This is a genomic window from Micromonospora sp. WMMD714 (assembly GCF_029581315.1).
Classification (GTDB): domain Bacteria; phylum Actinomycetota; class Actinomycetes; order Mycobacteriales; family Micromonosporaceae; genus Micromonospora; species Micromonospora rifamycinica.
The window spans coordinates 6,557,005-6,569,769 of sequence record NZ_CP120744.1 but is presented as its reverse complement, the minus strand read 5'-3'; the positions used below and the strand labels follow the sequence as shown (position 1 = coordinate 6,569,769).

Below are 12,765 nucleotides of genomic sequence, written 5' to 3'. Positions count from 1 at the left end.
CCCGCCCACCCGGCCGGGCGCACAGGCCTCGTCAGTGCCGGCGGACGGCCTCCTCGACCAGGTCCAGCACCGGCCCGAGGTCACCGGCGGGCCGCCCCATGGCCAGGTGCAGCACCAGCCCGTCGTACGCCAGCTCCAGGAACTGGGCCAGCACGTCGATGTCGATGTCCTCGCGGAGCACCCCGGCCTCGCGCTGCCGGACGAGCCGGTCCCGGGTCGCCTCGGCGATGGCGGCGGAGCGTTCCGCCCAGCGCCGGGCGAAGGCCGGGTCGGTGCGCAGCCGGCGGGACACCTCCAGCTGGCTGCCCAGCCACCCGGTGGTGTCCGGGGAGACCGCGCGGGCCAGCAGGTCCCGCATGACCTGCACCAGGCCGTTGCGGGCGACCGTGGAGACCATCACGGCGGCGTCGTCCTCGGCCACGGCGAGGAAGAGCGAGTCCTTGTCGCGGAAGTGGTGGAAGATGGCACCCCGGGACAGCCCGGTGGCCTCCTCCAGCCGGCGCACGGTGGCTCCCTCGTATCCGTGCCGGGCGAAACAGGCCCGAGCCGCGCCGAGGATCTCCTGCCGGCGCGCGTCGAGCTGGTCCTGACTTACTCTGGGCACGGGTCGATCGTCGCAGGTGACCCTCCGCAAGGCAAACCGTACGTACGGCTTGCTATTTGCCCGTCGCCCCGGCTGCAGGACGCCCGTCCGGTTAGGATCGGCCGATGCCGACAGCCCCGGTCACCTCCCCTTACCCGCCCGCCGCCGGCTGCCCGACGGTCGTCGGCGGGTAGCTCGGCCCTGTCGGCGGCCGTCCCCTCTCCCGTAAGGTGCCTCAGTGCCGTTGCTCCTGCTCGACCTGGACAACACCCTGCTCGACCGGGCCGGGCCGTTCCGCGCCTGGGCCGAGGGTTTCCTGGCCGAGATCGGTGCCCCGGCGACCGACATCGACTGGCTGCTGTCCATCGACGCCGACGGCCTGACCGACCGGTGGGACATCGCCGACGCCATCCGGGACCGGTACGCGCTGCGCATCCCCTCCATCGACCTGGTCGAGGAGCTGTACGACGGGGTGGTCGGCTACACCCGGCTGGACCCGCTGGTCGCCTGCGCGCTGCGGATCGCCGACGACGCCGGGTGGCTGCCGGTGGTGGTCACCAACGGGTCGGTCCGGCTGGAGGACGCCAAGATCCGGCAGACCGGCCTGGACCGGTACGTCGCCGACTGGGTGATCTCCGAGGAGGCCGGGGTCAGCAAGCCCAACCCGCGGATCTTCGCGCTGGCCGCCCAGCGGGCCCGGCTGCCGCTGCGCGGCGCGTGGGTGGTGGGGGACAGCCCGGAGGCGGACATCGGTGGGGCCGCCGCGGTCGGTCTGCCCAGCGTCTGGCTGCACCGCGGGCGGAGCTGGACCGACACCCGGTTCGCCCCCACCCGTACCGTCGACTCGTTGATCGCGGCGGTCTCGGTGGTGCTGGCCGGCGGATAAATCGGTGGTGCCGGCCGGGTGGATCCGCCAGCATGGGGCCACACGGACGTGCGTGGCCGGGCGGTGCCCGGTCGAGGAGAGGAGGTCGGTCATGACCGTCTTCGCAGGGTCGTACCACCTGCCTCCATCAGCCTCGATCAAGGGATCACCGACACCGTGCGTGACCACGACCTCCCGGCGCCGCAGCGCCGGGGCCGCGGCAAGAGCCGCTTCGACGACGACGAGACATCCTTCCTGACGTACGGCCGGCAGCCGGCCCGTACCGCCCCCGACGACGAGCCCGACCCGGCGGACCAGTGGTCCTCCTGGGGCGAGGCCGTCCACGGACCCGAACCCCACCCGCCGTGGCTGGTCACCGAGCTGGCCGCCCGGGACACCGACCTCGGGGTGCTCAAGACCGGCAAGGAGGCGGACGTCCACCTCGTCCGCCGGGCGGTGCCCGACACCGACCGGTCCTGCCTGCTGGCCGTCAAGCGGTACCGGGACGCCCAGCACCGGCTCTTCCACCGCGACGCCGGTTACCTGGAGGGCCGCCGGGTACGCCGGTCCCGGGAGAACCGGGCGATGGCCGGTCGGACGGCGTTCGGCCGGCAGCTGATCGCCGGCCAGTGGGCCGCGGCCGAGTTCGCCGCGCTGTCCCGGCTCTGGGAGATCGGCGCCGCATCCGGGCGGATCGCCGTGCCCTACCCGGTGCAACTGCTCGGCACCGAGCTGATGCTGGAGTTCGTCGGCGATCCCGACGAGGGGACCGCCGCGCCCCGGCTGGCCCAGGTACGGCCCGACCCGGCGCAGCTGCGCTCACTCTGGGCACAGCTCGTCGACGCCCTGGTGGTGCTGGCCCGCGCCGGCTACGCCCACGGCGACCTGTCGCCGTACAACCTGCTGGTGCGGGCGGGCCAGCTCGTCGTGATCGACCTGCCGCAGGTGGTCGACGTGGTGGCCAACCCGCAGGGGCCGGAGTTCCTGGCCCGCGACGTCCGGGTGGTGGCCGCCTGGTTCACCGCCCGGGGGCTGCCCGCCGTCGACACCGACCCGGCCGAGCTGACCGCGATGCTGCTGCGGGAGGCGGGGGTGCGCTGACCGGGCGCCGCCCCGGACGACTCCCACCGTCCGGGGCGGCACCGGTGCTCACTGGAGGTAGCGCTCCACCTCCGACACCGGTCGGGCGCCCTGGGCCTCCGGGTCGCCGTGGGCCTCGCGGGCCGCCCGACGGCGACGCAGCAGGTCCCAGCACTGGTCCAGGGACTCCTCCAGCGCGTGCAGTCGTTCCCTGGCCTCGTCGTCGGTGCCGGACTCGTGGGCCTGGGCGGTCGACCGGAGCCGGTGCTCCTCGTCGACCAGTTCCGAGATCCGGTGCAGGATGGTCTTGTCGTCCATGTCCATGAGCCTGGCACAGCGGGGTCGGCTACGCCCGTGTTCGGGGTCGGCCGGCACCGGCCACGGGCGTCACCACCACCGCCGGAGCTGCGGCACCCGGCGCTGTCGCCATGATCAGCTGAGCTTGAGCGATGGTGGTACCGACTGCTAGCGTGCGCCGGGTTCAGGTGTGCCGTGACGCGTCGGGCGTCCGGCGGCCACGGTCCGGCCCGGGGGCGGTGTGATGGGTTCCGGCAGCACGCGTCTGCGTACCAAAATCGTCGCCCTGCTCACCTCGCTCGTCGCGCTCTGGTCCTTCGCCGCCTGGGTCACCGTCCGGGACGGCTTCAACCTGCTCTGGGTCCAGACCCTCAACAGCCGGGTGGCCGACCCGGGGGAGGCGCTGCTCACCGCCCTCCAGGACGAGCGCCGGCTCGCCAACGCCTACCTGGGCGAGCGCGGCCAGCGGCAACTCGACGCGTTGACCACCCAGTGGCAGCGTACCGACCAGGTGGCCGACGACTTCGGCACCTCGGTGGGCAGCTGGCAGGCGGAGCTGGCCACCGGGGAGGACACCCGGCGTCGGGTGGACGAGGTGCTGACCGGCCTGAGTGGCCTGACCGGGGTACGCGAGTCGGTCCGCGACGCCGGGGTGAACCGGGCCGAGGCGTCCACCGCGTACACCGCGATCCTCGCCGCGGTGCTGCGGATGTACGGATCGCTCGGTCAGCTCGACGACGCCCGGATCGCCGCGGAGAGCGAGACCCTGGTCGACCTCTACCAGGTGCGGGAGCTGATCTCCCAACAGGATGCCCTGATCACCGGCGTGCTCGCGGCGGGCCGGATGACCGGCGACGAGTACGCCCGCTTCGCCCAGCTGGTCGGCGCCCAGCGCTACCAGACCGCGGAGGCGGCCGGCGAGCTGTCGCCGGCCGACCGGGTCCGGTACGACCAGCTCGCCGGCTCGGACGCGGTGGCCCGGCTCCGGGTGCTGGAGGACCGGGTGATCCAGCAGTCCCGGTCGGGCACCGCCCTGCCGTTGACCGCCGAGGAGTGGCAGTCGACCGTCGGGCCGGCGATGCAGGCCCAGGTGGACTTCGGGGTGACCGTCGGCGACGCGCTCATCGAGCAGGCCACCCCGATCGCGGTGGGCGTCATCATCCGGCTGGTGCTCGCCGCCGGCCTCGGCCTGATCGCCGTGATCGCCTCCATCGTGGTGTCGATCAGCACCGCCCGGAACCTGGTCCGTCAGCTCGCCCGGCTGCGGGACGCCGCGCTGCGGCTGGCCCACGAACGGCTGCCCGGCGTGGTGGACCGGCTCGGCCACGGCGAGGACGTCGACGTGGCCCGGGAGGCCCCGCCGCTGGACTTCGGCGACGACGAGATCGGCCAGCTCGGCCGGGCCTTCAACGCCGTCCAGGAGACCGCGGTCCGCACCGCGGTGGAGCAGGCCGAGCTGCGCCGCAACGTCCGGGCGGTGTTCCTCAGCCTGGCCCGGCGGACCCAGGCGCTGGTGCACCGCCAGCTCACCCTGCTCGACGCGATGGAGCGGCGGGAGGACGACGCGGAGGAGCTGGAGGACCTGTTCCGGGTCGACCACCTGGCCACCCGGATGCGGCGTAACGCGGAGAACCTGATCGTGCTCTCCGGAGCCACCCCGGGCCGGGCCTGGCGGCGCAACGTTCCCATGGTGGACGTGGTGCGCGGCGCGGTCGCCGAGGTCGAGGACTACACCCGGGTGGACGTGCTGCCGCTCGGGCCGGTCGCGCTCGCCGGCCGGGCGGTCGGCGACGTGATCCACCTGCTCGCCGAGCTGATCGAGAACGGACTCTCCTTCTCCCCACCGCAGACCACCGTCGAGGTGCGGGGCCGGTTGGTGACCGCCGGGTTCGTCATCGAGATCGAGGACCGGGGCCTGGGCCTGACCGGGGAGGAGCTGGTCGCCGCCAACCGCCGTATCGCGGACCGGTCCGAGCTGAACCTGGCCGACGCCGCCCGGCTGGGGCTGTACGTGGTGAGCCGGCTGACCGAGCGGCACGGGGTGAAGGTGCAGCTCAAGGAGTCGGCCTACGGGGGGACCACCGCCGTGGTGCTGATCCCGGCGGAGCTGGTGGTGCCGGCGGACCCGAGCACGTCCGGCGCGCTGCCGGTCGTCACCGCCCGTCCGGCCGCCCCTGAACCCCCGGCCGCCCCGGCCCCGGCAGCTTCGACCCCGGCCACGGCCGCTCCGACCCCGATCGCCGCCCCCGCCGCCGCGCCGCCGGTGGCTCCGGTCGCGACGCCGCCGACCGGGGTGTTGAGCCCGGCGGGTCTGCCGACCCGGTCCCGCAAGCGGCCGGTCTCGCAGGACGCCCTGCACGCGCCGACCGTCCCGACCGGTCTGCCGGTGACCCGCCCCCGCCCGCACACCCCGGCCGACCAGCCGACCCCCGACGGGCAGACGGTGGACGACGGTGACCGTCCGCCGTCGCCTACTGTGGAGGGGCCGGTGACCGACGCGGGCCTGCCGGTCCGGGTGCGACAGGCCAACCTGGCCCCCGAGCTGCGGACTCTCCCGACCGGTGGGGAGGCCGGGGCCGGTGGCGCGGTCCGGCGGGCACCCGAGCAGGTGCGCCAGATGATGAGCGCCTACCAGTCGGGCACCCGGCGGGGGCGGACCGACGCGGCCCGGTTGCTGGAGGGCAGCCGCACCGGCGACCGGTCGGACGACGGAGACGACGCGGCGACCTGACGGCGTCGCGGCCGACGCGGTGACCTGACGGCGTCGCGGCCGATGCGACGCCGACGACGGGTACGACAACCGAGCACGGCGGAACCGCCGGGGAAGAGGACGACGAGTGGGGCAGACGACGGCATCGGGTGCCGACCTGACGTGGTTGCTGGACGATCTGGTCGGCCGGGTGAAGCAGGCCGAGCACGCTGTCGCGCTCTCCACCGACGGCCTGCTGATGGCCGCGTCCCAGGGCATGGGTCGGGACGACGGGGAACACCTCGCCGCGATGGCCGCCGGCATCCAGAGCCTGGCCCGGGGAGCCGGCAAGCGGTTCGGTGGCGGGCAGGTCCAGCAGACCATCATCGAGATGGAGTCCTCGTTCCTCTTCGTCACCGCGGCCGGGCCGAACGCCTGCCTGGCGGTGCTGGCCGGCACGGACGCCGACGTCGGCCTGATCGCGTACGAGATGGCGATGCTGGTGGCCCGGGTGGGCAAGTACGTGGCGTCGCCGGCCCGGGGCGCCGACCAGCCCTCCGGTGGGAACTGACCGCGATGGCCGGTGAGGGCGACACCGAGGACGAGCGGTGGGTCGACGAGCACGCGGGTCCGGTGGTGCGCCCGTACGCGGTGACCCGGGGTCGGGCCCGCCCGGTGACCGGCTCGTTCGACCTGATCTCCCTGGTCACGGCGACCCGGACGACGGTCGTCGAGGAGGGCGGGCTGGGGCCCGAGCACGTGGCGATAGTGGCGCTGACCCAGCACATCCAGTCGGTGGCCGAGGTCGCCGCCCGGCTGGACCTGCCGGTGGGTACCGTTCGGGTGCTCCTCGGTGACCTGGTGGCGCGGGACCTGGTTCGGGTACAGGAGCCCCGGGAGCCGTCCGGTGTGAAGGACGAGAGCATCTACGAGGCGGTGATCAATGGACTACGGGCACTCTGAACGTCCGGCGGGGGCGCGGGTGCTGCCCACGGCGCTCAAGGTTCTGGTGGCGGGCGGGTTCGGGGCGGGCAAGACGACACTGGTCGGTGCGGTGAGCGAGAGCCGTCCACTGCGGACCGAGGAGGTGCTGACCGAGACCGGCATCGGCGTCGACGACCTGTCCGGAGTGGAACGCAAGAGCACCACCACGGTGGCGATGGACTTCGGCCGGATCACCATCAGCGACGACCTGGTGCTCTACGTCTTCGGCACGCCGGGGCAGGACCGCTTCTGGTTCCTCTGGGACGAGCTGGCGGTGGGCGCGCTCGGCGCGGTGGTGCTCGCCGACACCCGGCGACTGGCCGACTGTTTCCCCTCGATCGACTACTTCGAGGGGCGGGGCACGCCGTTCGTGGTGGCGGTGAACTGCTTCGAGGGTGCCCGACGGTTCGGCCTGGACGAGGTGCGTACCGCGCTGGACCTGGACCCGGAGGTGCCGCTGCTGCTCTGCGACGCCCGGCTGCGGGAGTCCGGCCGGGACGTGCTGATCACCCTGTTGGAGCACGCGATGAAGACCCGGGACTCCCGACGTCGCCCGGCCGGCGGTCACTGACCCGACCCGTCCGGCGGCCAGCGTGCCGAAACGGGCCTCTCCCCCCGCGGGGGGAGAGGCCCGTTTCCACGCCGTGGATCAGCTCGCGATCATGCGACGCAGCACGTACTGCAGGATGCCGCCGTGCCGGTAGTAGTCCGCCTCACCGGGGGTGTCGATCCGGACCACGGCGTCGAACTCCACGCCGGTGTCGGTGCTGACCCGCACCGTACGCGGGGTGTCGCCGTCGTTGAGCGCGGTCACCCCGGTGACGGAGAAGGTCTCCGTGCCGGTGAGCCCGAGCGACTCGGCGGTGGTGTCCACCGGGAACTGCAACGGCAGCACACCCATGCCGATCAGGTTGGACCGGTGGATCCGCTCGTACGACTCGGCGATGACCGCCTTGACGCCCAGCAGCATGGTGCCCTTGGCCGCCCAGTCCCGCGACGAGCCGGAGCCGTACTCCTTGCCGGCCAGGATGACCAGCGGCACGCCGGCGGCCTGGTAGGCGGTGGAGGCGTCGTAGATGGTGGTCTGCTCGCCATTCAGGTGGTTGACGGTGAAGCCGCCCTCGGGGAGCGCGGCTCCCGCGTCGGCACCGGCGCCGGGGAGCCGCAGCTGGTTACGCAGCCGGATGTTGGCGAAGGTGCCCCGGATCATCACCTCGTGGTTGCCCCGACGGGAGCCGTACGAGTTGAACTCGTGGCGCGGCACGCCGTGCTCGGCGAGGTAGCGGCCGGCGGGGGAGTCGGCCTTGATCGCGCCGGCCGGGGAGATGTGGTCGGTGGTCACCGAGTCGCCCAGCTTGGCCAGCACCCGGGCACCGGCGATGTCGACGACCGGGCTCGGCTCCTGCTGCATCCCCTCGAAGTACGGGGGCTTGCGCACGTAGGTGGAGTCGTCCGCCCAGGCGAAGGTGTCGCCGGTCGGGGTGGGCAGCGACTGCCAGCGCTCGTCCCCGGCGAACACGTCGGCGTAGGCGGCGCTGAACCCGGTCGCGCCGATCGCCTGGGCGATGACGTCCTGGATCTCGGCGCTGTTGGGCCAGATGTCGCGCAGGTAGACCGGCTCGCCCTGGGCGTCCTCGCCGAGCGGCTCATTGGCCAGGTCGATGTCCATCGTGCCGGCCAGCGCGTACGCCACCACCAACGGCGGGGACGCCAGGTAGTTCATCTTGACGTCCGGGTTGATCCGGCCCTCGAAGTTCCGGTTGCCGGACAGCACCGACACGACGGCCAGGTCGTTCTCGTTGACCGCGGCGGAGACCTCCTCCGGCAGCGGTCCGGAGTTGCCGATGCAGGTGGTGCAGCCGTAGCCGACCAGGTTGAAGCCGAGCTTGTCGAGGTAGGGGGTGAGCCCGGCCCGCTCATAGTAGTCCATGACGACCTTGGAGCCGGGGGCGAGCGTGGTCTTGACCCACGGCTTGCGGCTCAGGCCCTTGTCGACGGCGTTGCGGGCCAGCAGCGCGGCCCCGATCATCACCTGCGGGTTGGAGGTGTTGGTGCAGGAGGTGATCGCGGCGATCACCACCGCGCCGTGGTCCAGCTCGTACTCCACCCCGTCGCTGCCGGTGACCCGGACCGGGTTGCTGGCCCGGCCGCCGGCACCGACGGCGGCGGTCTCCAGGTCGCGCGGCTCGTCGGCCGGGTCGCTGAACTGGTTGGCCGGCGGGTCGCTGGCCGGGAACGACTCGGCGCTGGCCTCGTCGGCCGGGCCGTTCGCGCCCCGGGGGAGCTGCTCGCGGGCCACACCGGGCTTGAGGTCGCGCTCACCGGCGGAGTCGTCGGCGACGTAGTCGGTCAGCGCCGAGCGGAACAGCGTCTTGGCGGCCCCGAGCGGCACCCGGTCCTGCGGGCGCTTCGGCCCGGCCAGGGACGGCTCGATGGTGCCCAGGTCCAGCTCCAGGCGCTCGGAGTACGCCGGCTCGTGGTCCGGGTCGTGCCAGAGCCCCTGCTCCTTGGCGTACGCCTCGACCAGCGCGACCTGGGCGGCGTCCCGGCCGGTCAGCTCCAGGTAGCGGACGGTCTCGGCGTCGATCGGGAAGATCGCGACGGTGGAGCCGTACTCGGGGGACATGTTGCCGATGGTGGCCCGGTTGGCCAGCGGCACGGCGCTGACGCCGGGGCCGTAGAACTCGACGAACTTGCCGACCACGCCGTGCTTGCGCAGCATCTCGGTGATGGTGAGCACCAGGTCGGTGGCGGTGGTGCCGGCCGGCATCTCGCCGGACAGCTTGAAGCCGACGACCCGGGGGATCAGCATGCTGACCGGCTGGCCGAGCATCGCGGCCTCGGCCTCGATGCCGCCGACGCCCCAGCCCAGCACGCCCAGACCGTTGACCATGGTGGTGTGCGAGTCGGTGCCGACGACGGTGTCCGGGTAGGCCTGACCGTTGCGTTCCATGATCGTCCGGGCCAGGTACTCGATGTTGACCTGGTGCACGATGCCGGTGCCGGGCGGGACGACCTTGAACTCGTTGAACGCGCTCTGGCCCCAGCGCAGGAACTGGTAGCGCTCCCTGTTGCGCTCGTACTCCAGCTCGACGTTGCGGGCGAAGGCGTCCTCCCGGCCGAACAGGTCGGCGATGACCGAGTGGTCGATGACCAGCTCGGCCGGCGCGAGCGGGTTGACCTTGGTGGCGTCGCCGCCCAGCTCGCGGACCGCCTCGCGCATGGTGGCCAGGTCGACCACGCACGGTACTCCGGTGAAGTCCTGCATCAGCACCCGCGCCGGGGTGAACTGGATCTCCACGCTCGGGTCGGCGGTGGGATCCCACGCGCCGAGCTGGGAGATGTGGTCGGCGGTGATGTTCGCGCCGTCCTCGGTCCGCAGCAGGTTCTCCAGCAGGATCTTCAAGCTGTAGGGCAGTCTGTCGTGCCCCGGCACCTGGCTGATCCTGAAAATCTCGTAGCTCGCGTCTCCGACGCGTAGCTGGGTCTTCGCACCGAAGGTGTCGAGGCTCGCCACGTCGTACTCCTTCACACCAGCGACCGTGAGTAGTCCTGAGCAGTCTGTCGCACCGGGCGGAACGCCGCCCAGGTTAGGTAACACTTACCGCCGATTCGTCGGCTTCAACAAAACCGTACGTCCGTCTTGCTATTCACGCAACCTGGTGCCAGGGTTCGGGACGAGCGGCGGACGGGGCCGTGTCGGACCCGGCCGCTACGGTGTGCCGATGGTGTCGGTCAAGCAGGTCCAGGTCACCTTCGACTGCGCGGAGCCCGAACGGGTCGCCCGCTTCTGGTGCGCGGTGCTCGGCTACGTCGTCCCACCACCGCCGCCGGGGTTCGCCGACTGGGGCGCGTTCGACAGAGCCCTGCCGCCCGAACGGCAGGGCTCCGCGTTCGCCTGCGTCGACCCCACCGGCACGGGCCCACGACTGTTCTTCCAGCGCGTGCCCGAGGGCAAGGTGGTCAAGAACCGGGTGCACCTCGACGTGCGGGTCGGCACCGGGCTGGTCGGCGAGGAGCGACTGGCCGCGCTGGAGGCCGAGTGCGCCCGGCTGGTCGCCCTCGGCGCGACCCGGGTACGCCTGCTGACCGCCGACGGGTTCAACGAGTCGTGCCTGGTGATGCAGGACGTCGAGGGCAACGAGTTCTGCCTCGACTGAGCCACCGCCGCCGCGCCGCACTATCGTTTCCGCCGTGCACATCCGTTTCGACGTCCCCGCCGACCCCGCCTACCCGGGCCGGGTGGCCGCCGCGCTCAGCAGCGTCCGGCTGCGCCGGTTCAGCCTGATCGGCGCGGCGCTGGCGGCGGCCGGTGCGGCCGGCCTGCTCGTCTCCTGGGGCGACCGGTTCTCGTCGCTGTGGCTGGTACTGCTGGTGGGCGGGCTGCTGTCGATGCTCTACGCGCCCTGGGTGCGCTGGCGGGCCCGACGTCGCTCCGACGACTACGCGATCGAGGGCGGCTACGACATCACCGACGACAACATCATGATGCGCAGCGGCTCGGAGTCCGGCGGCATCGCCTGGGACGGGGTGGCGCAGGTGCGCGAGGCCGGCGACTTCTGGATCGTGTACGTCGGCCGGATGCCGGCGACGGTGATCCCCCGCTGGCTGATGTCCGCCGGGGACGCCGAGACGCTGCGCGCCTTCATGGCCGCCCGCGGTCTGCTCGCGGCCGACTGAGCCGTACCGCCCCCGGGCACGACTGCCCCACCCGGCCCGTCCGGCGCGGGTAGGGTTCGAGGTCGGGTCGGAAGGGGTGCCGTGGTGGTCGACGTTCAGCACTGGCTCGTGGCACTTCCCCCGGGGGTGGTCTACCTGATCGTCGCCGGGGTGATCGGCGTCGAGAGCATGGGTGTCCCGTTGCCCGGCGAGATCGTGCTGGTCAGCTCCGCCCTGTTGGCCGCCACCGGGGTGGTCGAGCCGCACTGGGTCGCCTCGGCGGCGGCGTTCGGCGCGATCGTCGGGGACTCCGTCGGCTACGCGGTGGGTCGCCGGGGCGGCCGTCCGTTGCTGGCCCGGCTGGGTCGGCGTTTCCCGAAGCACCTGGGCCCGGCGCAGCTCGCCCGCGCCGAGCAGAGCTTCGCCCGGCACGGTGTCTGGGCGGTCTTCTTCGGCCGGTTCGTCGCCCTGCTGCGCATCCTGGCCGGGCCGCTGGCGGGCGCGCTGCACGTGCCGTACCGGCGGTTCCTGGTGGCCAACGCGGCCGGCGGCCTGGTCTGGGCCTTCGGCACGACCTACCTGCTCTACAGCCTCGGGCGGGCGGCCGAGCACTGGCTCAAGGACATCTCCTGGGCAGGCCTGGTGCTGGCCGTGCTCGGCGGGCTGGTCAGCACCTGGTGGCTGCGCCGCCGCGCCCGCCGCCTGGAGTCGGCGACGACCACCGACGAGGCGGAACCGGTGGCGGCCGGCACCGACCGCTGAACCCCGCGCCGGCCGGCACCGACCGCAGAACCGCGCGGCCGGGCACGGGGGCCGGCCGCACCGACGACGATCGGGCCGCCCCCGGGTGGGGACGGCCCGATCGGTGTACGGGGTCAGGACGAGTAGCCGCGGGTGGCGATCCAGTCGGCGAGGTTGTCCACGCTCATCCGGTAGGACGCGGTGTCCGGGTTGGCCGAGTCACCGATGGTCACGGTCTTCCCACCGTCGCGGTAGCCGATGACGCTGATGTAGTGGCCACCCTCGAAGGAGTGGGCGTTGCCGTCGGTGTCCACGGCGGTGCCGGCGATGTTGGCCACCACGGCCCGGCCGTCGTCGACGGCACGCACGATGTCGGCGCGCAGCTCGTCGGTCTGCTTGTCGTCGGCCTTGGTGCTGCGGATCTCGGTGCTCTCGTACGCCTTGCGGCCGGTCTCCTTGTTCAGCACCGGGGTGATGTCGTTGATGCTGTCGGTGCCGTCCTCGGTGGTCCGCATCTCCTTGGCCATGGCGTCGACGTCGATCTTCTTGCCCTGGACGGACAGGGCGTTGCGGGTCGCGGCGGGGCCGCAGTAGTAGAAGTTCGGCTGCGCCTGGTAGTCCATCGTCAGCTCACGCTCGCCGGCGGGCCGGCGCTCGGCCTGCACCGAGGCGGGGGCGGTGGTGCGGGCCTCGGCGGCGTAGGCGGCGGTCAGCGGGCCGGCGATGGCGCCGGTGGTGAAGGCGAGGCCGGCAGCGGTCAGGGCGGTCTTGCGGATCAGATCGGTACGCATGGTCGCGTGCTCCTCTGCATTCGGGGGTGTGGCGGACGCCCACCGGGGGCGGGGCGTCGCCGGAAGTTCAGCGGGA

Annotated in this window: 13 protein-coding genes; 9 read left to right on the top strand and 4 right to left on the bottom strand. The window is 72.8% G+C overall.

The genetic code is table 11. The features are described from left to right. Window positions 1–31: 31 nt before the first annotated feature. Window positions 32–604, bottom strand: coding sequence for a TetR/AcrR family transcriptional regulator (locus O7625_RS27875; protein WP_067304319.1), 573 nt, complete (start codon window positions 602–604; stop codon window positions 32–34). Window positions 605–821: 217 nt separating this feature from the next. Between O7625_RS27875 and O7625_RS27870 the strand changes: the two genes are divergently transcribed. Then, window positions 822–1,469 carry an HAD-IA family hydrolase gene (locus tag O7625_RS27870; protein WP_067304316.1) on the top strand — a complete coding sequence of 216 codons (648 nt, stop codon included), beginning with the start codon at window positions 822–824 and terminating at the stop codon, window positions 1,467–1,469. Between the two features lie 156 nt (window positions 1,470–1,625). Beyond that, window positions 1,626–2,549, top strand: a complete 924-nt coding sequence (locus O7625_RS27865; protein WP_282342767.1) for an RIO1 family regulatory kinase/ATPase — start codon at window positions 1,626–1,628, stop codon at window positions 2,547–2,549. Window positions 2,550–2,597: 48 nt separating this feature from the next. On the opposite strand, the gene O7625_RS27860 is transcribed toward O7625_RS27865, so the two are convergent. Beyond that, window positions 2,598–2,852 carry a DUF2630 family protein gene (locus O7625_RS27860; RefSeq protein ID WP_172898470.1) on the bottom strand — a complete coding sequence of 85 codons (255 nt, stop codon included), beginning with the start codon at window positions 2,850–2,852 and terminating at the stop codon, window positions 2,598–2,600. 217 nt (window positions 2,853–3,069) lie between these two features. On the opposite strand from O7625_RS27860, the gene O7625_RS27855 reads away from it, so the two are divergent. The 4 genes from O7625_RS27855 to O7625_RS27840 all read left to right on the top strand — a co-directional run bounded on the left by O7625_RS27855 (window position 3,070) and on the right by O7625_RS27840 (window position 7,069). Further along, window positions 3,070–5,556, top strand: a complete 2,487-nt coding sequence (locus tag O7625_RS27855; protein ID WP_282342766.1) for a nitrate- and nitrite sensing domain-containing protein — start codon at window positions 3,070–3,072, stop codon at window positions 5,554–5,556. 106 nt (window positions 5,557–5,662) lie between these two features. Beyond that, entirely contained in the window at window positions 5,663–6,085 is a 423-nt protein-coding gene (locus tag O7625_RS27850) for a roadblock/LC7 domain-containing protein (protein ID WP_282342765.1), read from the top strand. A 5-nt stretch (window positions 6,086–6,090) separates the two neighbouring features. Continuing rightward, on the top strand, window positions 6,091–6,477 hold the full coding sequence (locus O7625_RS27845; protein WP_067311056.1) for a DUF742 domain-containing protein: 387 nt from the start codon (window positions 6,091–6,093) through the stop codon (window positions 6,475–6,477). Further along, window positions 6,458–7,069: an ATP/GTP-binding protein gene (locus O7625_RS27840; protein WP_067311059.1), complete on the top strand. Its 612-nt coding sequence runs from the start codon at window positions 6,458–6,460 to the stop codon at window positions 7,067–7,069. Before O7625_RS27845 ends, O7625_RS27840 begins: the two co-directional genes overlap by 20 nt. 78 nt (window positions 7,070–7,147) lie before the next feature. Here O7625_RS27840 and O7625_RS27835 read toward each other — a convergent pair whose 3' ends face one another. Further along, entirely contained in the window at window positions 7,148–10,030 is a 2,883-nt protein-coding gene (locus O7625_RS27835) for an aconitate hydratase (RefSeq protein WP_282342764.1), read from the bottom strand. Window positions 10,031–10,223: 193 nt separating this feature from the next. Here O7625_RS27835 and O7625_RS27830 point away from each other — a divergent pair, with 193 nt between their 5' ends. The 3 genes from O7625_RS27830 to O7625_RS27820 all read left to right on the top strand — a co-directional run bounded on the left by O7625_RS27830 (window position 10,224) and on the right by O7625_RS27820 (window position 11,919). Then, the gene (locus O7625_RS27830; protein ID WP_282342763.1) at window positions 10,224–10,658 is read left to right on the top strand and encodes a VOC family protein; all 435 of its coding nucleotides are present in this window, start codon (window positions 10,224–10,226) and stop codon (window positions 10,656–10,658) included. A 34-nt stretch (window positions 10,659–10,692) separates the two neighbouring features. Beyond that, on the top strand, window positions 10,693–11,178 hold the full coding sequence (locus O7625_RS27825; protein ID WP_282342762.1) for a YcxB family protein: 486 nt from the start codon (window positions 10,693–10,695) through the stop codon (window positions 11,176–11,178). A gap of 84 nt (window positions 11,179–11,262) precedes the next feature. Next, window positions 11,263–11,919, top strand: a complete 657-nt coding sequence (locus O7625_RS27820; protein WP_282342761.1) for a DedA family protein — start codon at window positions 11,263–11,265, stop codon at window positions 11,917–11,919. Between the two features lie 113 nt (window positions 11,920–12,032). On the opposite strand, the gene O7625_RS27815 is transcribed toward O7625_RS27820, so the two are convergent. After that, window positions 12,033–12,689: a C39 family peptidase gene (locus O7625_RS27815; RefSeq protein ID WP_067311073.1), complete on the bottom strand. Its 657-nt coding sequence runs from the start codon at window positions 12,687–12,689 to the stop codon at window positions 12,033–12,035. Between the last annotated feature and the right edge of the window lie 76 nt (window positions 12,690–12,765).